20 protein-coding genes and 1 tRNA gene are annotated in these 21908 nt (G+C 70.9%); 15 read left to right on the forward strand and 6 right to left on the reverse strand.

Annotation, left to right across the window (positions count from 1 at the left end; all coding sequences use genetic code 11):
* Positions 1–177 precede the first annotated feature (177 nt).
* Together DEJ49_RS17735 and DEJ49_RS17740 are read left to right on the forward strand one after the other, a co-directional pair.
* A complete protein-coding gene (locus DEJ49_RS17735; protein WP_150185022.1) occupies positions 178–366 on the forward strand; it encodes a helix-turn-helix transcriptional regulator in 189 nt (62 codons plus the stop codon).
* 66 nt (positions 367–432) lie between these two features.
* Positions 433–1842 (forward strand): tyrosine-type recombinase/integrase, encoded by a 1410-nt coding sequence (locus tag DEJ49_RS17740; protein WP_150185023.1) that lies wholly within the window; start codon positions 433–435, stop codon positions 1840–1842.
* A gap of 137 nt (positions 1843–1979) precedes the next feature.
* Here the strand turns inward: DEJ49_RS17740 and DEJ49_RS17745 are convergent.
* Together DEJ49_RS17745 and DEJ49_RS17750 are read right to left on the reverse strand one after the other, a co-directional pair.
* Positions 1980–2064: transfer RNA gene (locus DEJ49_RS17745), tRNA-Ser, on the reverse strand.
* Positions 2065–2126: 62 nt separating this feature from the next.
* On the reverse strand, positions 2127–3695 hold the full coding sequence (locus DEJ49_RS17750; protein ID WP_150185024.1) for a S1C family serine protease: 1569 nt from the start codon (positions 3693–3695) through the stop codon (positions 2127–2129).
* A gap of 256 nt (positions 3696–3951) precedes the next feature.
* Between DEJ49_RS17750 and DEJ49_RS17755 the strand changes: the two genes are divergently transcribed.
* From DEJ49_RS17755 to DEJ49_RS17765, 3 genes are all read left to right on the forward strand, one after another.
* The gene (locus tag DEJ49_RS17755; RefSeq protein WP_150185025.1) at positions 3952–4800 is read left to right on the forward strand and encodes a glycerophosphodiester phosphodiesterase; all 849 of its coding nucleotides are present in this window, start codon (positions 3952–3954) and stop codon (positions 4798–4800) included.
* Positions 4801–4853: 53 nt separating this feature from the next.
* Complete coding sequence (locus DEJ49_RS17760) at positions 4854–5471, forward strand: ATP-binding protein (RefSeq protein WP_150185026.1); 618 nt, start codon at positions 4854–4856, stop codon at positions 5469–5471.
* A gap of 68 nt (positions 5472–5539) precedes the next feature.
* Positions 5540–6529 carry a DUF5926 family protein gene (locus tag DEJ49_RS17765; protein ID WP_150185027.1) on the forward strand — a complete coding sequence of 330 codons (990 nt, stop codon included), beginning with the start codon at positions 5540–5542 and terminating at the stop codon, positions 6527–6529.
* 242 nt (positions 6530–6771) lie between these two features.
* On the opposite strand, the gene DEJ49_RS17770 is transcribed toward DEJ49_RS17765, so the two are convergent.
* Positions 6772–7275, reverse strand: a complete 504-nt coding sequence (locus DEJ49_RS17770; protein WP_150185028.1) for a hypothetical protein — start codon at positions 7273–7275, stop codon at positions 6772–6774.
* 55 nt (positions 7276–7330) lie between these two features.
* Entirely contained in the window at positions 7331–8008 is a 678-nt protein-coding gene (locus DEJ49_RS17775; protein WP_150185029.1) for a bifunctional DNA primase/polymerase, read from the reverse strand.
* 453 nt (positions 8009–8461) lie between these two features.
* Between DEJ49_RS17775 and DEJ49_RS17780 the strand changes: the two genes are divergently transcribed.
* Positions 8462–9997, forward strand: a complete 1536-nt coding sequence (locus DEJ49_RS17780) for a PP2C family protein-serine/threonine phosphatase (protein WP_150185030.1) — start codon at positions 8462–8464, stop codon at positions 9995–9997.
* A gap of 136 nt (positions 9998–10133) precedes the next feature.
* On the forward strand, positions 10134–11594 hold the full coding sequence (locus DEJ49_RS17785; RefSeq protein WP_150185031.1) for an aminopeptidase P family protein: 1461 nt from the start codon (positions 10134–10136) through the stop codon (positions 11592–11594).
* Positions 11595–11676: 82 nt separating this feature from the next.
* On the opposite strand, the gene DEJ49_RS17790 is transcribed toward DEJ49_RS17785, so the two are convergent.
* A complete protein-coding gene (locus tag DEJ49_RS17790; protein ID WP_150185032.1) occupies positions 11677–12165 on the reverse strand; it encodes a carboxymuconolactone decarboxylase family protein in 489 nt (162 codons plus the stop codon).
* A 41-nt stretch (positions 12166–12206) separates the two neighbouring features.
* Here DEJ49_RS17790 and DEJ49_RS17795 point away from each other — a divergent pair, with 41 nt between their 5' ends.
* On the forward strand, positions 12207–13694 hold the full coding sequence (locus tag DEJ49_RS17795; protein WP_150185033.1) for a PLP-dependent aminotransferase family protein: 1488 nt from the start codon (positions 12207–12209) through the stop codon (positions 13692–13694).
* Between the two features lie 16 nt (positions 13695–13710).
* On the opposite strand, the gene DEJ49_RS17800 is transcribed toward DEJ49_RS17795, so the two are convergent.
* Positions 13711–14181 (reverse strand): ATP-binding protein, encoded by a 471-nt coding sequence (locus DEJ49_RS17800; RefSeq protein WP_150185034.1) that lies wholly within the window; start codon positions 14179–14181, stop codon positions 13711–13713.
* 252 nt (positions 14182–14433) lie between these two features.
* Here DEJ49_RS17800 and DEJ49_RS17805 point away from each other — a divergent pair, with 252 nt between their 5' ends.
* The 7 genes from DEJ49_RS17805 to pheA all read left to right on the forward strand — a co-directional run bounded on the left by DEJ49_RS17805 (position 14434) and on the right by pheA (position 21758).
* Positions 14434–15333 (forward strand): hypothetical protein, encoded by a 900-nt coding sequence (locus DEJ49_RS17805; RefSeq protein ID WP_150185035.1) that lies wholly within the window; start codon positions 14434–14436, stop codon positions 15331–15333.
* Positions 15334–15507: 174 nt separating this feature from the next.
* Entirely contained in the window at positions 15508–16233 is a 726-nt protein-coding gene (locus DEJ49_RS17810) for a YcnI family protein (RefSeq protein ID WP_150185036.1), read from the forward strand.
* A gap of 90 nt (positions 16234–16323) precedes the next feature.
* Positions 16324–16986, forward strand: coding sequence for an SCO family protein (locus DEJ49_RS17815; protein WP_150185037.1), 663 nt, complete (start codon positions 16324–16326; stop codon positions 16984–16986).
* Positions 16983–17507 carry a copper chaperone PCu(A)C gene (locus DEJ49_RS17820; protein WP_150185038.1) on the forward strand — a complete coding sequence of 175 codons (525 nt, stop codon included), beginning with the start codon at positions 16983–16985 and terminating at the stop codon, positions 17505–17507. The genes DEJ49_RS17815 and DEJ49_RS17820 overlap by 4 nt, the downstream gene beginning before the upstream one ends.
* A 14-nt stretch (positions 17508–17521) precedes the next feature.
* Positions 17522–19504: a copper resistance CopC/CopD family protein gene (locus DEJ49_RS17825; RefSeq protein WP_150185039.1), complete on the forward strand. Its 1983-nt coding sequence runs from the start codon at positions 17522–17524 to the stop codon at positions 19502–19504.
* Between the two features lie 14 nt (positions 19505–19518).
* Positions 19519–20763 carry an iron uptake transporter deferrochelatase/peroxidase subunit gene (efeB, locus tag DEJ49_RS17830; protein WP_223832882.1) on the forward strand — a complete coding sequence of 415 codons (1245 nt, stop codon included), beginning with the start codon at positions 19519–19521 and terminating at the stop codon, positions 20761–20763.
* Positions 20764–20822: 59 nt separating this feature from the next.
* Positions 20823–21758 (forward strand): prephenate dehydratase, encoded by a 936-nt coding sequence (gene pheA, locus DEJ49_RS17835; protein WP_150185041.1) that lies wholly within the window; start codon positions 20823–20825, stop codon positions 21756–21758.
* Positions 21759–21908: the final 150 nt, after the last annotated feature.

Genomic DNA, 21908 nt, shown 5'->3' on the forward strand with positions numbered 1-21908 from the left:
CAGCGTGTAGCGGCTACGCCCGCTACGCCGTAGCGCATGCGTAGCCGCTACACGCCACCCCTCCGCTACAAAAACGCCCCCGCTGACCTGCGATGTAGCGCTGTAGCGGATGTAGCGGACTTCCGAGAACGGGGCCAAGCGCCCCGCCATGACGATGCCTCCCCGAAGGAGTCGACCGTGGCCCGCCCCCAGATGCTCAAACTCCCCGAAGTCCTCGACGAAATCGGCATGAGCCGCGCCGCCTTCTACCGCATGCGCGCCCGTGGTCAGGCCCCCCGCCTCCGCAAGCTCCCCAACGGCCAACTCCGGGTCAGCCGCTCGGATTTGGACCGTTGGTGGGAGTCCTGCGAGCAGAGCGCCGCCTGAGTCAACCCTGCGTACAGGCGCCCGCCACCGGCCTGCCGAGGCGGGCGCCGCTTCACCTGGAGAGACATGCTCACATACGACGTCGTCTTTTGGTCCATCCGTAAACGCTCAGGCCGGCCGAAGCCGTGGGAGCTCCGTTGGCGGGTCGGGGCCGAGCCGCACTCGAAGAGCTACAAGCTCAAACCCCAGGCCGAAGGCCGCCTGTCGGAACTGATGACGGCCCTTCGGGAAGGGCAGCAGTTCGACGTGGAGACGGGTCTGCCCGCCCGAGAGTTGGCCACCCTCTCCATGCCCACATGGTTCGACCACGCCAAGGCATACGCCGTCATGAAGTGGCCCGGCGCGGCAGCAAAGCACCGAGCGAGCATCGCGGAATCCCTGGCAGTCGTGACCCCGGTGTTCGTCAGCACGAACAAGGGGCGCCCGGACCCCAAGATCCTGCGCGCCGCCCTCTACCAGTGGGCCTTCCGTGCAGCCCTGTCTGAGGGCGGCGAGCACGTCGCACGCTGCGAGGCCGAGGACGTGCCCGAGGAGATCAAGCGCGCCCTCGACTGGATCGCGAAGAACTCACTGAAGGTCGACGAGGCGGCCCAGCCCGAACGCGTCCGCGCCGCCTTCGCCGCGCTCTCGAAGTTGCTCAACGGGAAGCAGGCTGCGGAGAACACTGCCAACCGCAAGCGCATGGTCCTGAGCAACGCCTTTCGCTACGCAGTCGAAGAGCGCGCCCTGCTCACCCGCCACCCGTTCCTCGCCGTCGACTGGTCCGCTCCCGCTTCGTCGGACGAGGTGGACTTCCGCTACGTCCCGGGGCCCAAGCTCGCCCGCAAACTGCTCGACGCTGTCGCACAACAAGGGCCACGCGGACGGCATTTGCTGGCGTTCTTCGGGAGCATCTACTACGTCGCCACCCGCCCCGGGGAAGCGGTGACGCTCAGGAAGAAGGACTTCATCCTGCCTCCCGAGGATGAACCCGGCGCCTGGGGCGAAGTCCTCGTCTCGGAGAGCCACCCGGAGGTGGGCTCGGGCTGGACAGATGGCGGCAAGTCGCACGACGAACGCGGACTCAAGCACCGCGCCCGCAACGCTGTCCGCTCGGTGCCGATGCCACCGGCGTACGTGCGCATGATCCGGGCCCACATCAAAGAGTTCGGTGTCGCCGATGACGGACGACTCTTCCGGGCGGCCCGCAACGGACGGGTCACCTCGAACGAGTACTGCGACGTATGGAACGCGGCACGCGAGCAAGCCCTCAGTCCCGAAGAGGCCAAGACAGACATGGCCGACGTGCCGTACTGCCTACGGCACGCGGCGGTCTCGTTCTGGATCAAGAGCGGCGTGGACCCGGTGGAAGTCGCCTACCGCGCCGGCCACAGTGTCGCCGTTCTCTACCGCTTCTACGCCAAGATCCTTAAGGGCGCCTCAGAGCACGCGAACCGGCTCATTCAGAAGGCGTTCGAGGCAGAGGACAGTGGGTGATTCTGGCCCACGTCTGGCCCACACGTACTGGTCAGAGGCGGTACACACCCGATTCAAGGTGAGACAAGGTGAACGAGAAGGGCGCGAACCCCATCAGGATTCGCGCCCTCTGACCAGCCAGTTCGCTGACCTGCATGCGGTGGGTGTGGGATTTGAACCCACGGTGGCGTGAACCACGACGGTTTTCAAGACCGTTCCCTTAGGCCGCTCGGGCAACCCACCCCGCGCCGTCGTCCACCGGAAACAGGACCGGAACCGGACGGCGCGGGGACAAGACTAGCGGGTCAGCTGTCGCCCTTGCGCTGGCCCAGCGTCACGTCGACCGTGTGCTCCTTGCCGTCGCGCTCGTAAGTGATCTTGACCTTGTCGCCGGGCTTGTGGGTCCAGATCTGGCCGATCAGGGTCGGGCCGCTGTCGATCACCATGTCGTCCAGCTTCGTGATGACGTCGCCGGGCTTGAGGCCCGCCTTGTCCGCAGGGCCGTTCGGAGTGACCGGCTCCGAACCGCTCACGGCCTCCTTGGAGATCGTCGCGCCGTTCGCGCCCTCCTGCTGGAGGGAGACCGAGGCGCCGATGACGGGATAGACCGGCTGGCCGGTCTTGATCAGCTGCTGGGCGACCTGCTTGGCCTGGTTGACCGGGATCGCGAAGCCGAGGCCGATGGAGCCGGACTGGCCCTGGCCGCCGAGGCCGCCGCCGCTCTCGGCGGGCTTGATCGCGGAGTTGATGCCGATGACCGCCCCGCGCGCGTCCAGGAGCGGGCCACCGGAGTTGCCGGGGTTGATGGACGCGTCGGTCTGCAGAGCGCTCATGTACGAACTCTTGCCGCTCTGTCCACCGTCGCTGGAGGTCACCGGGCGGTTCTTCGCACTGATGATGCCGGTGGTGACCGTGTTCGAGAGTCCGAAGGGCGCGCCGATCGCGATGGTCGAGTCGCCGACGGCGACCCGGTCGGAGTTGCCGAGCTTGAGCGGCTGCAGGCCGGAGGGGGCGTTCTTGAGCTTGATGACCGCTACGTCGTACCCCTCGGCGCGGCCGATGACCTCCGCGGCGTACTTCTTCCCGTTCGAGAACGTCACCTGGAGCTTGCCGCCCTCGGCGGCCGACGCCACGACGTGGTTGTTGGTGAGGATGTGGCCCTGCGTGTCGTAGACGAAGCCGGTGCCCGTGCCGCCCTCGCCGCCGCCGCTCTGCGCCTCGATGGTGACGACGCTGGGCAGGGCCTTGTTCGCGATGTCGGAGACCGAGCCGGGCTCGCGCTTCAGGTCGGCGGGCGTGTCGGGCGCGGAGACCGTGGTCGAATTCGTGTCGCTGTCGCCGCGCTCGGCCGCCCAGTAGCCGACGCCGCCGCCGATGCCGCCCGCGAGCAGCGCGGCCGCCAGCACCGCGGCGACCAGACCGCCGCGCCGGCCGCCGGGCTTCGGCTCCTGCGGGTGGTACGAGGCGCCCCAGCCCGAACCGGAGCCGCCGCCCGTGGCGTACGACGGGACGGCGGGCGGCTGCGGCGGCGGCCAGTTCCCGGCACCGGAAGCGGCCTGGGGTGCGGGAGCGGCCTGGGGTGCGGAACCGGGCTGCGGCGCGCCGTGGTGGGCGGTGCCGTGCGAAGTGCCGTGCGGCGCTCCGTAAGGCGCCGCCTCGGAGGGGGCGTGCGCGGGAGCGGAAGGCGCCCCCTCGTGCCCCTGCGGCGCGGCGGACGCGCCGGACGCCGAGGGACCTGCGGCCGCGGAGGGTCCTGCGGCACCGCTCACGGAACCGGAGTCGGCGGAGTCTGCGGGAACAGCGGGAGCGTCCACCGGCGCGGGGGGCGCGGACGGGGCCTGGGGTACCTCGTTGCCCTCGTTCTCGGTGCTCACAGCTCTTCTCCTCGGTCCATGCTGTCGTTACGTGCGTTCTCGGTCACGGCCTGGTGGTGCCGGCTGTGCGGACCCTGCGGCTGGCACGTGGCCGGCACGCGGATGTCACGCGGTCGCACGGTCACAGTCGCAGTTGTCTGCAGTCAGCTTTTCCCATGGGCTGTCAGGGCACCATAAGCCGATCCTGTGTGTCCGGCGCCCCGGGAGGGCCTCGCCCGGCGAGCCTCCGGGTACCCCGTGATGGCACCATGACGCGGTGACCCTCGCACGACAGCACCAGATTCAGGTCGTCGCCCACCGCGGAGCCTCCGAGGACGCTCCCGAGCACACGCTGGCCGCGTACAAGAAGGCGGTCGAGGACGGTGCCGACGCCCTCGAATGCGATGTACGGCTCACGGCCGACGGCCACCTCGTCTGTGTCCACGACAGGCGCGTCAACCGTACGTCGAACGGCCGCGGCGCCGTCTCCGCCCTCGAACTGGCCGACCTCGCCGCCCTGGACTTCGGTTCCTGGAAGAAGCACCACGGAGAGGCCGAGGAGGACCCCGACTGGGCGTCCGCCACGGGTGAGGACACCGGGGCGGACACCTCGGTCCTGACCCTGGAGCGCCTCCTCGAGCTCGTGGCCGAAAGTAATGCTTCTGGCCGCCGCGTACGCCTCGCGATCGAGACGAAACACCCCACCCGGTGGGCGGGACAGGTGGAGGAGCGCCTGCTTCTGCTGCTCAAGCGGTTCGGCCTGGACGCGCCGCCCGCGGAGGGCCCCTCGCCGGTCCGTGTCATGAGTTTCTCGGCGCGTTCCCTGCACCGTGTCCGGGCCGCTTCCCCGACGCTGCCGACCGTTTACCTGATGCAGTTCGTCTCGCCGCGCCACCGCGACGGACGCCTCCCCGAAGGGGTTCGCATCGCTGGTCCGGCCATGCGGATCCTGCGCAACCACCCTTCGTACGTCGCGAAGCTGAAGCGCGCGGGACACCAGGTTCACGTATGGACGGTGAACGAGCCGGAGGATGTCGAACTCTGTGCGGAACTGGGCGTCGACGCGATCATCACCAACCGCCCCAAGCAAGTTCTGTCACAACTGAATCACCTTGGACTCCATTAACTCCGGTTACAGGGAGTGCACCGGCGCGTTCGTTCCGTATTCGATCGTCACGAGTGCGTCACCGGACGTGGATTGGCCGGTTTCCGGTCCAGTCCATTGGGGCATCCACACCGTGGCGTGGGGCGAAGGAGGTCTCGGGGGTGGCGTTGGTGGTGGCACGGGAGGTGCCCACGTCGTCGAGCATGGCCGTTCCCCATGGCCCTGCGGGCGTGGGGGAAGCAAGGCACCACATGCGCAATCAGCTGCGCATGAGCGGGGTGTCCGAATCGGTCGTCGACGATGCCGTACTGATCCTGTCGGAACTGCTCAGCAACGCCTGCCGGCATGGCAGGCCACTGGGCCGAGGAATGGTCGGCGACGGCGACGTGCGCGTGGCGTGGCACATCGACGAGGCGGGCCGGCTGACGGTCGAGGTGACGGACGGCGGCGGCCCGACCCGCCCGGTGCCCGCCACTCCGTCGGTCACGGCGCACGGCGGCCGGGGGCTCAACATCATCACGGCGCTCTCCGACGCCTGGGGCGTCCGCGACGACGTGCACGGCGAGGTCACCGTGTGGGCCGTCGTGCAGGGAGGCCACCACCACGAGGATTTCGCTACGCGCGTCGCCGCCCCGTCGGTGGCCGCGATATCCGAGCTCGCCTTCGTGGACCCCTTCGACGATCTGGACTGAATCCGCGAACGGCTAGGCTCGCGCCCGTACGGAAGAGTGCAACAGAGCCGCAGCCGGGAGACACCCAGATGGCCAAGAAGCGCCCTCAGACCAAGGGCAAGCAGCAGTCGCAGGTCAAGGACGGAGCCCGCACCGGCGGCGCTGAGAACTATCCGGTCGTCGGCGCCCGTGAGCCCTGCCCCTGCGGCTCGGGCCGGCGTTACAAGGCGTGTCACGGCCGTGCCGCCGCGCACGCGGTGACCGAGCTGGTCCAGCGCCCGTTCGAGGGCCTGCCCGGCGAGTGCGACTGGATCGCGCTGCGCGAGCTGGTGCCCGCGGCCACGGTCGAGCTGACCCTCAAGGACGGGCTGCCCGACGGCATCCCGTCGGTGTCCCTCGCCACCGTGCTGCCGATGGCCTGGCCCGCGCTGCGCCGCGACGACGGTTCGGTCCTGCTCGGCCTGCAGAACGACACCGCGTCCGGCGACATCAGCCGCGACCTGGCCGACACCCTGCAGCGCGCCCTGGAGGCCGAGCCGGGTACGCCGGTGAAGGGCCGCCGTGCCCCCGCCGACGGGCCGCGGCTGCAGGACCTGATCGACCCGGAGGGCCGTTTCGAGCCGGTTGTGCACTCGGGCTTCGAGTTCTGGGTGCCGGACGCGGAGAACGCCACGCCGGAGGTGTCCGCCTCCCTCGAACGGGCGAACGACGCCGCCATTCCGACGGTGAAGCTGACCGGTGTGGACGCCGCGTACTGGTGCGAGACGCCGGACAAGAACCACCTGCGCTGGGTCATGCCGCACCCCGAGGAGCAGCTCCTCGACGCGCTGGCCCGGCTGCACGCGGCCGGTACGTCGAGCCTCGGCGAGGGCACCCGCCTTGTCGGTTCCTTCCGTGCGCACGGTCTGACCGTCCCGGTGTGGGACCTGCCGAGCGGTGTCTCGGCGGCGGACGTCGAGAAGCCCGCGGCGGAGTTCGCCGAGCGGCTCGCGACGGCGCTCGCCTCGCAGACCCCGCTGACCGCGGACGAGCGCCGTGCGCGCGGTGGCCTCACCAACCGCCAGGTCACGCTCAGCTGACCCCACCGGACCCACACGCGCTGTTCCGTACCGACTGACGCACCAGTCAGTCGGTACGGCTGTGAACGGAATCGGTGACTCCAGTCACAACTCCCCGTAGCGGTAAGTAAATCCCTGTCCGGATAACTGGGATCGAATTTGCCAAGAGCCGATCTCTTGTTACCGTTCAGGTAGCCCGGTTGCTGGTGCATCCCCCGTCGCCAGCAACCGGGCCCTTTCATGTCCGGGGACCGGTCGGCGATTCAACTGCCCTGTGGGGGCGCCGAGTTGCTGCCCGAACGCAGCAGCAGTCCGTCCGCCTCGCTCGCCGCGTACTCCGCCACGGCCGTGTACGCCGCCGCCTCGCCCGCCGACCGCTCGCGCGGGGTCTCGCACGCTGCCGGTTCGTCACCCGCCTCCACCTCGCAGTGCATCTGCACGGTGCGCCCGCCGGGGCCCATCAGGGTCAGGACGGCGGTCAGCTCGTCGCCGGTGGCGTTGCGGTAATAGGTACGCGCCCAGGTGTCGCGGGCCAGGGTGAGCACACAGGTCTGGGCCTCGATGCCGTCGGGCGAGGAGAGTTCGGGGCCGCACCGGGAAATGGTCTCCGCGCGCGGCTCCGAAGGTGCGTTCGACGGGGCGGCTGAGGGGGTGGGGAGGGGCGACTTCGCGTCACCGTCGCCCACCGGCCCCGCGGACGCCCCGGCGAGCGGCAGGAGAACCGTGACGGCCGCGACGCCCAGGAGCATGATCAGGCGGGGTTGCATGAGCCGAAGATAACGACAGTGGGCGCGCGGCCCGCTCGCCGCGCGCCCAATTCCCCTACAACTCGGGCGCGCTCACACCCGTACGAGTGAGGGCGTCGACGACGGCGTCCACGACCGCCTCGACGTCCGGCACCCAGGGGGCGGCCGATCCGGGCAGCGGGGCGCGCTCCCACCGGACCTGGCCCTGTCCGGTCACGGAGGGCGGCAGGGCGATGTAGCCCCCCTCGCCGTGGAAGCGGAGGGAGCCCGGGACGTAGTCCTTCGCGTAGAGGAGCTCGCCCAACTGGGCCATCGAGTACGGCGCGACGAGGATGTGGAGTCTGGCGTCCGTGGCGACCACCGGGCCGAGCCTGATGCCCGCCTCGTCGAGCGCGGCGAGGGCGCGCACGCCGGCTTCCGCGGGGAGGCTGACGGCGCACGGGGCGCGGTCTCCGGTGGCGAGGACGATGGGCGCGCCGGGTCGGTTGGTCCACCACCAGCGGACCATCCGCTCGTCGGTGGTGGCGGCGAGGAGGCCGGGGTCGAGGGGGTGCGCGCCCGGTACCGCGCAGTCGGGGTCGGGGCAGGCGCACCGGGTGCCGTCGCGCCGGTCGAGACCGACTCCTGGCAGTACGGGCCACCGCCATGCGGTCGCGAAGGTCAGAGCCGCGCCGAGCTGTCCGGCGCTCCGGCCGGGCTTCCTTCCGATTCGCCAGGACAGGAGCCTGCGTCGCCTTCCGAGGATCTCGCGCATGAGCGCTCGTTCCTTTCCGTTGCACGCCGGCGTTAGCCGGGGAGACTGCGGGCCACATCACACCATGTGTGGATCACTTCGCTGTACGTACGAGCTGGCACATCTGCACCCAGCCTGCGGCATGGGGAACCACTCTGAACCGAGCGTTGACGTGGCGTGGGGTGGCGGCGCCTGGCGTTTGCCGTCCCGCGATATTGCTTGCCGCCTCCGCCACGGGAGGATGGGGCACGGTCGTCGTGAGTTAGGACGCCCGGGTCCTTCGACAGGTTCCGGATCGGTCCCAACTGCCCCTGGCCATCACTGAGTACGTACCCAGCGCGACCACTGCAACGCTTTACCGAACAACGTCAGTCGATCCTAATATGCCCCAACCCGGCGCTGTTTTCAGCCAACTTTTCAAGATCTTTTAGGATTCACGGAATTCCCCCGAACACCATGAATCCCGGCAGGACAATGCTGGACATCCCCTCACCAGTGCGTGTACATCTGGAGGCATTGCTAGCGGCGCATAGTGACATGGGGGTTTGCGATGCTTTTGAGCATTACGCACCGGCCGGAAAGCCGTCAGCCATGAACGCCCCGCACCTTCCGAAAGTGGCCGGAATCGATTCCACAGTTCCGCCACCGGCACACACTGTCGCGCCCACCGCGCAGACCACACCCGCAGCGGCACGCGCGGCGGGCACTCCCGTCGCCGGCGCACCCGGCGCGGTGATCCAGGACCGGCTCGCGGGCTGGGTCTCCGACCTCACCACGTTGCACGAACTCACCGAGCGGCTCGCCCGCACGGCCACCCTCGACGAGGCGCTGCGCGAACTGCTGCGCGCCGGGGCGGCCCTCGTGGGCGCCCGGCGCGGCCTCGCCGTCATCGAACCGGCCGACGGGCTCGGCCCCGAGACCACGATCGGCCTGGGCCTCGGCCGCGCCGACCTCGGGCACATCGAGACGGTGCCGCGCCGCGCCACCTCGTACGGCAGGCTCCTGGACGCCGGCGACGGCAGACCCGGCACCGTGCCGGACGAGATCGCGCAGCCCGACCTCCTCGCCGACGAGAGCCTCGACCCCCGTCACCGCGAGGTCGCCGCCGTCCTCGGCTACGCCGCGAGCTACGCACTGCCCCTGGCCACCGAGACGGCGGGCCGGATCGGCGCCGCCGTCTGGCTGTACGACGAACCCGCGGAGCCGGACGAACGCCGACGCCACCTCGTGGGGCTCTACGCACGCCAGGCATCCGAGCACGTGGCGCAGTTGCTCGTCCTGGACCGCGCCCGCACCACCGAGGCCACCCTCCGCGAGGAGCTCATGCCCTCGCGGCCGCCGCGGGTCGCCGGGGTGCAGCTCGCCGCCCGGCACCGCACCGGGCCGCGCGGCGGCGGCGACTGGCACGACGCGCTGCCGCTGCCCGACGCGGCGCTCGGCCTCGCGGTCGGCTCCGTCACCGGGTCGGGTCCCAGCGCCGTGGCCGCGATGGGGCGTCTGCGCGCCTCCCTGCGGGCGTACGCGGTGATGGAGGGCGAGGACCCCGTGGCCGTCCTCTCCGACCTGGAGCTGCTGCTGCGGCTGACCGAGCCCGCGCGGTCGGCGACGGCGCTCTTCGCGTACTGCGAACCGGCCCGGCGCAAGATCGTCCTCGCCGGTGCCGGGCACAGCCCGCCGCTGATCATCGGGGAGCGGCGCACGGAGTACGTGGAGACGTCCCTGTCCGCACCGCTCGGCATGCTCGCCTGCTGGGAGGCGCCGAGTGTGGAGATCGCTCCGGAGCCCGGAGAAACGGTGCTTCTCTACACCGACGGCCTCCTGCACCGCACCGGCGACCCGATGGACCGGGCCTTCGCGCGGCTGCACGCGGCGGCGGCGAGCGTCCCCAAGGGCATCAGGGACGACCCCGGGGCGATCGCCGACCACGTGCTGCACACCGTCCTGCCGGACGGGCTCGACGCCGCGGACAGCGACGAGGACGTCGTGCTCCTGGCGGCGCGCTTCGAGTGAGGCGTGTCCACGCGCGCGTGGAGGGCTTCCGGGTGAGGCTCCGGGCACGCTGTGTAAGTGGCCTTCCGGCCCTGGGACCCCTTCCGTACGCCCGTACGATGGAGGGTGGCCCAGTGTCGTACATAGGAGGCAGATCGTGTCGGAGGCGCTCAACCCGGCGACCCCGGAAGAGACCGAAGAAGAGCCGATCAAGCAGCGCAAGAACGGCCTGTACCCGGGCGTTTCCGATGAGCTCGCCGAGAGCATGAAGTCCGGCTGGGCCGACACCGAGCTGCACGACCTGCAGCCCGTCGCGCAGGCCGAGAACACCGCCGCCCGCCGCGCCGCGCTCTCCGCGCGCTTCCCGGGCGAGCGTCTGGTGATCCCCGCGGGGAACCTGAAGACCCGCTCGAACGACACCGAGTACGCCTTCCGCGCCTCCGTCGAGTACGCCTACCTCACCGGCAACCAGACCGAGGACGGCGTCCTCGTCATGGAGCCGGTCTCCGACGGGCACAAGGCCACGATCTACCTGCTGCCGCGCTCCAACCGCGAGAACGGCGAGTTCTGGCTGGACGGCCAGGGCGAGCTCTGGGTCGGCCGCCGCCACTCCCTCACCGAGGCGGAGAAGCTGTACGGCATCCCCGCGTCCGACGTGCGCGAGCTGACCGACAAGCTGCGCGAGGCCACCGGCCCCGTCCGTGTCGTGCGCGGCTACGACGCCGGCATCGAGGCGGCCCTGACCGACAAGGTCACCGCCGAGCGCGACGAGGAGCTGCGGGTCTTCCTCTCCGAGGCCCGCCTGGTCAAGGACGACTTCGAGGTCGGCGAGCTCCAGAAGGCCGTCGACTCCACCGTCCGCGGCTTCGAGGACGTCGTGAAGGTCCTCGACAAGGCCGAGGCGACCAGCGAGCGCTACATCGAGGGAACGTTCTTCCTGCGCGCCCGCGTCGAGGGCAACGACATCGGCTACGGCTCGATCTGCGCCGCGGGCCCGCACGCCACCACCCTGCACTGGGTGCGCAACGACGGCGCCGTCCGCTCCGGCGAGCTGCTCCTGCTCGACGCCGGCGTGGAGACGCACTCGTACTACACCGCGGACGTCACCCGCACGCTGCCGATCAACGGCCGCTTCGACGAGTTGCAGAAAAAGATCTACGACGCCGTGTACGAGGCGCAGGAGGCCGGCATCGCGGCGGTGAAGCCGGGCGCCAAGTTCCGCGACTTCCACGACGCGTCGCAGCGCGTGCTCGCCGAGAAGCTGGTCGAGTGGGGCATCGTCGAGGGCCCCGTCGAGCGCGTCCTGGAGCTGGGTCTGCAGCGCCGCTGGACGCTGCACGGCACCGGTCACATGCTCGGCATGGACGTCCACGACTGCGCCGTCGCGCGCACCGAGACGTACGTGGACGGCACGCTGGAGCCCGGCATGTGCCTGACGGTCGAGCCCGGCCTGTACTTCCAGGCGGACGACCTCACCGTGCCGGAGGAGTACCGCGGTATCGGCGTCCGGATCGAGGACGACATCCTCGTGACGGCCGACGGCAACAAGAACCTGTCGGCCGCGCTGCCGCGTACGTCCGACGACGTCGAGGCGTGGATGGCGCAGCTCAAGGGCTGAGTCCCCCCTGTCGTACGACGGAAGGCCGGTCCCCTCTGGGGGGCCGGCCTTTTCAGTGGGCTTCAGTGGGCTTCAGTGGGCCTCAGTGGGAGACCCTTTCGTCCTCGCCCGCGACCTTCGCGGTGCTCAGGGCGATGCGGTTCCAGGTGTTGATCGTGAAGATCAGGGCGAGGACCCGGGCGAGTTCGGACTCGTCGAAGTGCCGAGTGGCCTCTACGTAGACATCGTCCGGGACGCCGCCCTGCGCCACAAGGGTGACCGATTCGGTCAGGGCGAGGGCGGCCTGCTCCTTCTCCGTGAAGAAGGTGCGGGCCTCGCGCCACACGCCGACCATGTGCAGCCGCGCCTCGTCCTCACCCGCCTTGCGGGCGTCGGAGGTGTGCATGTGGAGGCAGTACGCGCAGCCGTTGAGGAGCGAGGCGCGGATCTGGATGAGCTCCACGAGGGCCGGGTCGAGACCGTCGCGGGCGGCTGCGTCGAAGCCGATGAGGGCCTTGAAGGCCTTGGGGGCGGCCTTGGCGAAGTTGAGGCGGGGGCTCGTGCCGTGCGTCGTGTCGTTCGTCATGACCATGAATCTAGGCGCGTGAAAGACCTCCAGTAGGGTGCATTTCCATGCCGGAATCATGGGTCAATTTGGCGGAGCGCATCGGCAGTGACCTGCATGTCGATCTGTCAGGTCCCGGCAGCCGCCGGGCCGTTCTCATCCGGGCGCTGCGGGATGCCGTGCGCGAGGGCAGGCTCGCCCCCGGCACGCGTCTGCCGCCCTACCGTTCGCTCGCCGCCGACCTCGGCCTGGCGCGCAACACGGTCGCCGACGCCTACGCCGAGCTGGTCGCGGAGGGTTGGCTGACGGCGCGGCAGGGGTCGGGGACGCGCGTGGCGGAGCGGGCGGAGCCGCCCAAGCGCCCGCGGCGGCCGAAGCCCGCCCCCACGCGCCCCGAGGCACCCGCGTACAACCTGCGCCAGGGGCAGCCGGACGCCTCGTCCTTCCCCCGCACCGCCTGGCTGGCGGCCGCCCGTCGGGCCCTGAACGGCGCGCCCAACGACGCCTTCGGCCCCGGTGACCCGCGGGGCCGCGTCGAGCTGCGCGGGGCGCTCGCCGACTATCTGACGCGGGCACGCGGCGTGCGCGCCGACCCCGAACGCATCGTCGTCTGCTCGGGGTTCGCACACGCGCTGCGGCTGCTCTTCGCGGGCGCGCGCGGGGCGGGCGGCGGTGTGCTGCGCGGATCGTTCGCCGTGGAGTCGTACGGGCTCGGGTTCCACCGCGAGATCCTGGAGGACTCGGGCGTACGTACGGTCCCGTTGGGTCTGGACGAACAGGGCACGCGCGTGGCGGAGTTGACCGGGCGGGCAGCGGAGCCGACGGCCGGGAAAGCGGCGGATTCGAACGTAAAGCAGGCTCCACGCGTGCGTGGTGTCCTCCTCACGCCCACCCACCAGTTCCCGACCGGGGGCCCGCTGCACCCCACCCGGCGCGCGGCGGTCGTCGACTGGGCGCGTAGCAGTGGCGGTCTCATCCTTGAGGACGACTACGACGGGGAGTTCCGCTACGACCGCGAGCCGGTCGGCGCCGTGCAGGGCCTGGACCCCGAACGCGTCGTCTACCTCGGCTCGGTCAGCAAGAGCCTGTCCCCCGCGGTGCGCATCGGCTGGATGGTCCTGCCCGAGCACCTCGTGGAGGGCGTCCTCGCGGCCAAGGGGGAGCGGGAGGCGTGGGCGAGCGTCCTCGACCAGCTCACGCTCGCCGAGTTCATCGCCTCCGGGCAGTACGACCGGCACATCCGGCGGATGCGGCAGCGCTACCGGCACCGCCGCGACCGGCTCGTCACGGCTCTCGCCGAGCGATCCCCGCACATCACGGCCACCGGCATCGCGGCGGGCCTGCACGCGGTCCTGCGGCTGCCGCCCGGGACGGAGGCGTCCGCGGTCAAGGCGGCGGCCTGGCAGGGCATCGCCCTGGACGGACTCGCGGCGTTCCGCCACCCGCGGGCGACGATGCCCGCCGAGGACGGACTCGTCGTCGGCTACTCGACACCGACGGAACACACGTACGGGGCGGCCCTTGAGGCGCTGCTGCGGACGCTGCCGCCGGCCTGAGAAGCGTGACCAACGCCTACGCCGTCAGCAACGGCATCATCAGCGGCGCGTCCTCGCGCCACTTGAGGATCTTGTCGAAGCTGATCACCGCACCGCCGCCCCTGCCCGGCTTGTTGCCGAGGTGGACGTGGTCGGCGAGCTCCTCGATCAGACCGAGGCCGCGGCCGTGCTCGTCGGTCTCCGAGGCGACGGGCCGGGGCGCCGGGCGGGACGTACCGGGAAAGCCGGGGCCGGAGTCGGTGACCTCGATGCGGCACTTCTCGCCGTCCAGGTAGGCCGTGACCCGGTATCCGCCCGGCGTGCTCCCGGGGGCGCTCGCGCCCCCGTGCTCGACGGCGTTCGCACACGCCTCGCTGAGGGCCACCGACAAGTCGTAGGAGACGTCCGGGTCCACGCCCGCGGTCTCCATCGTGCCGATCAGCAGACGGCGGGCGAGCGGGACGCTCGCGGCTTCGCGCCGCAAATGGAGAGACCACCACATGCTCATGCTCCAGCCTCCTGGCTGCGGCTCGACATACCGATACGTATTGCCGCCCGCGCACCCGAATAAGCGCGCGATGGACGTGATGCCGCCCATACGGCGGACGCGCGCCACCCGCCACTCGGTGTAGGACGCCGGGACGCGGACGGCCTGACATGCCCCGTCTGTTCCCCGTCGATGCCCCACCTATCACCTGGAACAGGACCTTCCGGACCTGCCGTGTGCACGGGGAGTGCCCAGTGCGATGATGGCCCGGCCATGACTGCCCCCCACCAGCGCCAGCCGCGCGACGGAGCCGACTTCCGGCTGCTGAGGGCCGCGACGTTCGCCGCGGTCTGCGTCGCGCTGTCCGCCGGGGGCCATGTGCTCGCTTCCTGCGCCGCCGTCCCGCTGTGGACGCTGGGCGCGGGTCTCCTCGCCGTCTTCGCGGTCGCGCTGCCGCTCGCCGGGCGGGCCCGCTCGCTGCCGGGCATCGCGGCGCTGCTCGCGGCCGGACAGCTGGGTCTGCACGCGCTGTTCGGGCTCGGCCAGCACGGCACGGCGGCGACGTCCGCCGCGGGCGGTGACGCCTCCCTGGTGGAGCGGGCCGCGCGCCTGGTCTGCGGGGCGGGCGCCGCGACGATCACGCCGGCGCAGGCCCACCGGATCCTCACCACCGCGGGGCTCGGCCCCGGCGGAACGGGTGGTTCCGGAGCGGCCGGTGGTTCCGCGGGACACCGGCACGGCGGTTCCGCCGCCGCTGCCGCCGACTCGGCGCTGGACTCGATGACGTCCGGTACGCAGGGCGGCGCGGGCATGGGGTCGATGAGCGGCATGGGGCTCGTGCCGTCCCTGCCGATGCTCATCGCGCACGTCCTCGCGGCCCTCGCCGCGGGGTGGCTGCTCCGGCGCGGCGATCTCGCGCTGCTCCGCCTCGTCCGGCTCGCCGACGGGGCGCACGGGGTGGCCGAAGGGGCGCTCGTACGTTCCCTGCGCTCGGCGCTCACTCTCGTACGCGCCCTGCGGGCAGGTCTGCCCGGCGCGCCCGAGACGACCGGGCCGCGGGCTCCCCGCACCGCGCTGCTCGTCCCCGCGAAGCCGCGCACGGTCGCGCTCGAGGACGCGGTGATCAGGCGCGGCCCGCCGGCCGGCCCCCGCGACGTCGAACTCGCCGCCTGAAGCGACACACTCCACAGCGCAGTACGGAGGGGTCGCTCGGCGCGCACGCGCGCGTGCCTACGCGGCCGCACGCACCCCCGTACCCCGTACCCCGTACCACGCATCCCGTACCCGGCACGGCGCCCTGCGCGCCCCCTGCCCGGTCACCACTGACGAAAGTGGAGTGTTCCTGTCATGAAGATGTCCCGTATCGCCGCCGCAGGCACCGTCGCCGCCTCCGCCGTTCTCGTGCTCTCGGCGCCCGCGTTCGCGCACGTCAGCGTCTCGCCGGAGGGCCAGGCCGCCAAGGGCGGTTACGCCACGGTCAACTTCAAGGTCCCGAACGAGCAGGACGACGCGTCGACCAACAAGGTCGAGGTCTCCTTCCCGAGCGAGCACCCGCTCGCCTCCGTCATGACGACGCCCGTCCCCGGCTGGACCGTGAAGGTCACCAAGGCCAAGCTCGACAAGCCGCTGGAGATCCACGGCGAGAAGATCGACGAGGCCGTCTCCAAGGTCACCTGGACCGCCGACGGCAAGGGCATCCAGCCGGGCACCTTCCAGAAGTTCCCGGTCTCCATGGGTCAGCTCCCCGAGGACGCCGACGAACTCGTCTTCAAGGCCGTCCAGACGTACGACAACAAGGACGTCGTCCGCTGGATCGAGCCGCAGCAGAAGGGCCAGGAGGAGCCGGAGCACCCGGCGCCCGCCCTCGCGCTGACCGCCGCTTCCGACGAGCACGGCGCCCCCGCCGACACCGCCAAGGCGGACGACAAGGGCGGCAAGTCGGAGAACGCGTCGTCGGACTCCTCCGACAGCAGTGACACCACCGCGCGCGTGCTCGGCATCGTCGGCATCGTCATCGGTGTCGCGGGCGTCGCGTTCGGCGTGCTCGCGGGCCGTCGCCGCGCCACGAGCTGAGCCGCAGGCTGAGCCCCCTTCGGGGTGCGCCGAGGCGGCGTACAGCCGCCCCGGCGCGCCCCGGCCCCCTCACATCTGGGACATTTTCGTATGCGCACCAAGAGCACGAACAAGAAGCTCGCCGCCGCTGCCCTGCTGGCCGTGGCCGCCCTCACCCTGACCGCCTGCGGCGGCGGTGACGACAAGAAGCCGGTCGCCGAGGTCTCCGCGGAGACCGACTCCGGCAAGGCCGCCACGGTCCTGGACAAGCCGTACAAGAAGCCGAACCTCGTCCTCACCGACACGCACGGCAAGAAGTACGACCTGCGCGAGGAGACGAAGGGCAAGCCGACGCTGATCTACTTCGGCTACACGCACTGCCCCGACGTCTGCCCGCTGACGATGAACAACATCGCGGTCGCCAAGAAGGCGCTGCCCAAGGCCGACCAGGACAAGCTCAAGGTCGTCTTCGTCACCACCGACCCCGAGCGCGACACCCCCGCCGAGCTCGGCAAGTGGCTCAAGGGCGTGGACGCCGACTTCGTCGGTCTGACGGGCGACTTCGCCACCATCCAGGCCGGCGCACGCCAGCTCGCCATCAGCATCGAGCCGTCCAAGAAGGACAAGAACGGCAAGATCGTCTCGATGCACGGCACGCAGGTCCTCGCGTTCTCGCCGAAGAACGACGCGGGATACGTCCTCTACGGAGAGGACGCCACCGCCGGCGACTACACCAAGGACCTCCCCAAGCTCCTCAAGGGACAGACCCCGTGAACCACCGCACCACCAAGCACCGCGCACTCACCGCCGGGGCCCTGGCCCTGACCGCCGTCCTCGCCCTCGCCGGCTGCGACGACGACTCGGACTCCGGCTCCGGGAACACCGTGAAGAAGCCCGACATCAAGGTCAGCGGGGCCTACGTCCCCGAGCCCACCATGGCCGACATGGCGGCGGGCTTCTTCACGCTGACGAACAAGGGCGCCGCCGACAAGCTCACCTCCGCCACCAGCGACAGCGCGGGATCCGTCACGCTGCACAGCACCAAGGGCGGCACGATGAAGGAGGAGAAATCCTTCGACGTGCCCGCGAACGGTGAGCTCTCCTTCACGAGCGGCGGCAACCACGTCATGTTCGAGAAGCTCGCGCACAAGCCGAAGAAGGGCGAGAAGGTCGCCCTGACGCTGCACTTCCAGAAGTCGGACCCGATCACGGTCGAGGTTCCGGTCAAGGAAGCGACGTACAACCCCGGGCAGCACGACAGCAACGCCTCGCACACGTCGCACAAGTCGCACTGAGGGACGGACCGCTGATGCAGACCATCGCTTCCCGCTGCAGGATCCCGCGTCTTTGGCAGCTTCTTCTGGTGCTCCTCGCCACGACCGGGCTCTTCCTCGCCGGTGCCGCGCCCACGTCCGCGCACGCCGCGCTGACCGGCAGCGACCCGAAGCAGGGAGCGGTGGTCGACCGGGCTCCCGACCAGGTCAAGCTCACCTTCTCCGAGAAGGTCGCCATGTCGGACGGTTCCGTGCGGGTGCTCGACCCGTCCGGCAAGCGGGTCGACACGAACAAGACGACGGACCTGGGCTCCAACACGTACGGCGTGCGGCTCCGTCCGGGCCTGCCCGACGGCACCTTCACCGTCGCCTACCAAGTCGTCTCCGCCGACAGCCACCCGGTCGCCGGCGCCTACACGTTCTCCATCGGCGCGCCCTCCGACACGAAGGTCGCGCTGCCCGACCAGGAGGCGGGCGGCGGCCTCGTCGGCGCGCTCTACGACGCCGCGCGCTACCTGTCGTACGCCGGGTTCATCCTGCTCGTCGGCGGTGCCGCGTTCGTCCTCGGCTGCTGGCCGCGGGGCGCGAGCGTGCGGCCCGTGCAGCGGCTCGTGACGGGCGGCTGGGTCACGCTCACCGCCGCCACCCTCGCGCTGCTGCTCCTGCGCGCCCCCTACACGAGCTCCGGGAAGCTCGGGGACGCCTTCGACATGGGCAAACTCGGCGACGTCCTGAACACCAAGACCGGCGCGGCCCTCGTCTCCCGGCTGCTGCTGCTCGCCGCCGCCGCGCTGTTCATCGCGGTGCTCTTCGGCGCGTACGAGAAGCGCGAGGATCCCAAGGAGAAGAAGGACCTCACCTTCGGGCTCGCCATCGGCGGCACCGTCGTCGCCCTCGGCATCGCGGCGACGTGGGCCATGGCCGAGCACGCCTCGACCGGCATCCAGGCGGGCATCGCGATGCCCGTCGACGTGCTGCACCTGCTGGCCGTCGCCGCCTGGCTCGGCGGCCTCGCGTCGCTGCTCGTCGCGCTGTTCCGCACGACCGCGGTGGACGCCTCGGCGGTACAGCGGTTCTCGACCGTGGCGTTCACCAGCGTCGTCGTGCTCGCCGCCACCGGCACCTACCAGGCGTGGCGGCAGGTCGGCTCGTGGTCGGCGCTGACCGGCACCTCGTACGGGCAGCTGCTCCTCGTCAAGATCGGACTGGTCGTCGTCCTGGTGGGCGTCGCCTCCGTGTCGCGGCGGTGGACCGGGCGGATCGCCGCCGAGGCGAGCGGTCTCGCTCCGGAAGCCGCGGCCGCCGTGGTCGTCGAGCAGCGCATGAAGCAGACGGCGCATCAGGCGTCCCGGCAGACGTCGAAGAAGCCCCAGAAGAAGGCGGCCGCGAAGCCCGCCCCCAAGCCGGTCACCGTGCCGGCCTCCGGGCAGGGCGGCGACGACGATCCCGAGCGCTCCGCCCAGCTGGCGCGCCAGCAGGCCGCCATGGACAGCGCCCGCGAGAAGCGCATCCGCGACGCCGATCCGTACCGCTCCGGGCTGCGCCGCTCCGTGCTCGCCGAGGCGGGCATCGCCGTCGTCCTGCTGGGCGTGACGACGTTCCTCACGACGACCGAGCCGGGCCGCACCGAGGAGGAGGCCGCCAAGGCCACGTCCGCGGCGGCCGCGCAGCGCTCGGGCCCCCTCCAGCTCAAGGTCCCGTTCGACACGGGCGGCACCGACGGCAAGGGCACCGTGCAGCTGGACCTCGACCCCGGCCGCACCGGCAGCAACACCATGCACCTGTACGTGAAGCGGCCCAACGGCAGCGCCTTCGACGTCCCCGAGGTGAAGGTCTCCCTCACCAACGAGGCCAAGGACGTCGGCCCGCTGCCCATCGCCCCGGACCACATCGCCACCGGACACTGGAGTGCGAACGGCGTGCAGGTCCCGATGGCAGGCACATGGAAGATCGCGGTGACGGTGCGGACCTCCGACATCGACCAGATCACCGTGAAGAAGAACGCGCAGATCGGCTGAACGGAACAACCACCATGGCGGACAACGGGATTTCCAGGCGGCGGCTGATCGGCACCGCCGGCGCGACGGGCCTCGCGCTCGGCGCGGCGGGCGGCGCCATCGGGTACGCGGCGGCCCCCTCGGACGCTGCGGACGCCGCGGCCGCCGCCGGTTCGGAGCTGGCCTCCCTCGGCTCCGGACAGGTGATGTTTCACGGGAAACATCAGCCCGGCATCACCACGCCCTTGCAGTCCCGCGGCCATCTGATCGCCTTCGACCTGGCGGCGGGGGCGGGCCGCAAGGAGGCGGCGGCCCTGTTGCGCCGCTGGTCGGCCACGGCCGAGCGGCTGATGGCGGGCGAGCCCGCCGACGGCCGGGACACGGCGGTCGCCCGGGACGCGGGCCCGTCCTCGCTGTCCGTCACCTTCGGATTCGGCGCCTCCTTCTTCTCCCGCACGGGTCTGGAAAAGCAGCGCCCGGCCGCGCTCGACCCGCTGCCCGACTTCTCCTCCGACCACCTCGACAAGGCACGCAGCAACGGCGACCTGTGGGTGCAGATCGGTGCGAACGATCCGCTCGTCGCGTTCCACGCCCTGCGCGCGATCCAGAGGGAGGCGTCGGGGACGGCGCGGGTGCGGTGGCAGATGAACGGCTTCAACCGTTCGCCGGGCGCCACCGCACGGCCGATGACGACCCGCAACCTGATGGGCCAGGTCGACGGCACGAACAACCCGAAGCCTTCGGACAAGGACTTCGACGAGCGGATCTTCGTGCCCTCGAACGGTGACCCTTCATGGATGGCGGGCGGTTCCTACGCCGTCGTACGCCGTATCCGGATGCTCCTCGACGACTGGGAGGAGCTCGGCACGAAGGCGCAGGAAGCGGTGATCGGGCGGCACAAGTCGGACGGCTCGCCCCTGACCGGCGGCACGGAGACCACCGAGCCGAAGCTCGACAAGACCGGCCCGGACGGCAAGGTCGTCATCGCGGCCAACGCGCACGCCCGCATCACCCGTCCCGACCAGAACGGGGGCGCCGCGATGCTGCGCCGCCCGTTCTCGTACCACGACGGCTTCGACGACAAGGGCGAGCCGGACGCGGGGCTGCTCTTCGTCTGCTGGCAGGCGGACCCGATGCGCGGCTTCGTCCCGGTGCAGCGCAAGCTCGACCGGGGGGACGCCCTTTCGGAGTTCATCCGGCACGAGGCGAGCGGGCTCTTCGCGGTGCCGGGCGGGGCGAAGAAGGGCGAGTACGTGGGGCAGCGGCTGCTGGAGGGGTGACCCGGGCCGCTGGCTGAGACGCGTGAGCCACGCCACGCGCGGCGCATTAGGGTGACGGTATGTCGGCGACGCGCTATACGTACCTGGGCCCCGAGGGCACCTTCACCGAGGCGGCTCTCCGTACGCTGCCCGAGGCGGCCACCCGGGAGCTCGTCCCGATGGTCTCCGTCCCCGCCGCGCTGGACGCGGTCCGCAGCGGTGAGGCGGCGGCCGCGCTGGTGCCGATCGAGAACTCGGTCGAGGGCGGCGTCACGACCACCGTCGACGAGCTCGCCAAGGGTGCGCCCTTGATGATCTACCGCGAGGTCGTCCTGCCGATCGCCTTCGCGCTGCTCGTGCGGCCCGGCACGAAGCTCAAGGACATCAAGACGGTGACGGGTCACCCGGTGGCGCAGCCGCAGGTCCGCAACTGGCTGGCCGCGCATCTGCCGGACGCCGTGTGGGAGTCGGCGGCGTCGAACGCGGACGGCGCCCGGCTGGTCCAGGAGGGCCGGTTCGACGCGGCCTTCGCGGGTGAGTTCGCGGCGGCCACGTACGGCCTGGAGGCGCTGGTCAGCGAGATCCACGACGCGGCAAACGCCGAGACCCGCTTCGTGCTGGTCGGCCGTCCGGCCCGGCCCGCCGCGCCGACGGGTGCCGACAAGACCTCCGTCGTGATCTGGCTGGGTGACGACCACCCGGGTGCCCTGCTCGAACTGCTTCAGGAATTCGCGGTTCGCGGCGTCAACCTGATGCGGATCGAGTCGCGGCCCACGGGTCAGGGGATCGGCAATTACTGCTTCTCCGTGGACGCCGAGGGGCACATCACGGACCGCCGGGTCGGCGAGGCCCTGATGGGGCTCAAGCGGATCTGTCCGCAGGTGCGCTTCCTCGGGTCGTATCCGCGGGCGGGGGTGGCCACGGAGGACGTCAAGCCGCCGCGGCCCGGTACGACGGACCCCGAGTTCATGGCGGCGTCGGACTGGCTGACGCGCTGCCAGGACGGCCGTTTCTAGCCGGTCCCGTCGCTCGTACTGCGGTCCTACCTGCAGATTTACGTTATCCACAGAAGTTATCCACAGGCTTGCGTCTCGACCTGGGGACAAGTCGACAACGAAGCATGACATGGTCGACAAATCGCCCTGGAGCACCCAAGGGCGTCCACA

The organism is Streptomyces venezuelae, from assembly GCF_008642335.1.
GTDB lineage: Bacteria > Actinomycetota > Actinomycetes > Streptomycetales > Streptomycetaceae > Streptomyces > Streptomyces venezuelae_F.

What these genes read in the sequence shown, in the direction of transcription:
- DEJ49_RS17800 (WP_150185034.1), bottom strand. Translation starts at nt 14,181, where the DNA reads ATGAGCATGTGGTGGTCTCTCCATTTGCGGCGCGAAGCCGCGAGCGTC.
- DEJ49_RS17795 (WP_150185033.1), top strand. Translation starts at nt 12,207, where the DNA reads ATGCCGGAATCATGGGTCAATTTGGCGGAGCGCATCGGCAGTGACCTG.
- pheA (WP_150185041.1), top strand. Translation starts at nt 20,823, where the DNA reads ATGTCGGCGACGCGCTATACGTACCTGGGCCCCGAGGGCACCTTCACC.
- DEJ49_RS17815 (WP_150185037.1), top strand. Translation starts at nt 16,324, where the DNA reads ATGCGCACCAAGAGCACGAACAAGAAGCTCGCCGCCGCTGCCCTGCTG.
- DEJ49_RS17775 (WP_150185029.1), bottom strand. Translation starts at nt 8,008, where the DNA reads ATGCGCGAGATCCTCGGAAGGCGACGCAGGCTCCTGTCCTGGCGAATC.
- DEJ49_RS17805 (WP_150185035.1), top strand. Translation starts at nt 14,434, where the DNA reads ATGACTGCCCCCCACCAGCGCCAGCCGCGCGACGGAGCCGACTTCCGG.
- DEJ49_RS17825 (WP_150185039.1), top strand. Translation starts at nt 17,522, where the DNA reads ATGCAGACCATCGCTTCCCGCTGCAGGATCCCGCGTCTTTGGCAGCTT.
- efeB (WP_223832882.1), top strand. Translation starts at nt 19,519, where the DNA reads ATGGCGGACAACGGGATTTCCAGGCGGCGGCTGATCGGCACCGCCGGC.
- DEJ49_RS17740 (WP_150185023.1), top strand. Translation starts at nt 433, where the DNA reads ATGCTCACATACGACGTCGTCTTTTGGTCCATCCGTAAACGCTCAGGC.
- DEJ49_RS17770 (WP_150185028.1), bottom strand. Translation starts at nt 7,275, where the DNA reads ATGCAACCCCGCCTGATCATGCTCCTGGGCGTCGCGGCCGTCACGGTT.
- DEJ49_RS17790 (WP_150185032.1), bottom strand. Translation starts at nt 12,165, where the DNA reads ATGGTCATGACGAACGACACGACGCACGGCACGAGCCCCCGCCTCAAC.
- DEJ49_RS17780 (WP_150185030.1), top strand. Translation starts at nt 8,462, where the DNA reads ATGCTGGACATCCCCTCACCAGTGCGTGTACATCTGGAGGCATTGCTA.
- DEJ49_RS17765 (WP_150185027.1), top strand. Translation starts at nt 5,540, where the DNA reads ATGGCCAAGAAGCGCCCTCAGACCAAGGGCAAGCAGCAGTCGCAGGTC.
- DEJ49_RS17810 (WP_150185036.1), top strand. Translation starts at nt 15,508, where the DNA reads ATGAAGATGTCCCGTATCGCCGCCGCAGGCACCGTCGCCGCCTCCGCC.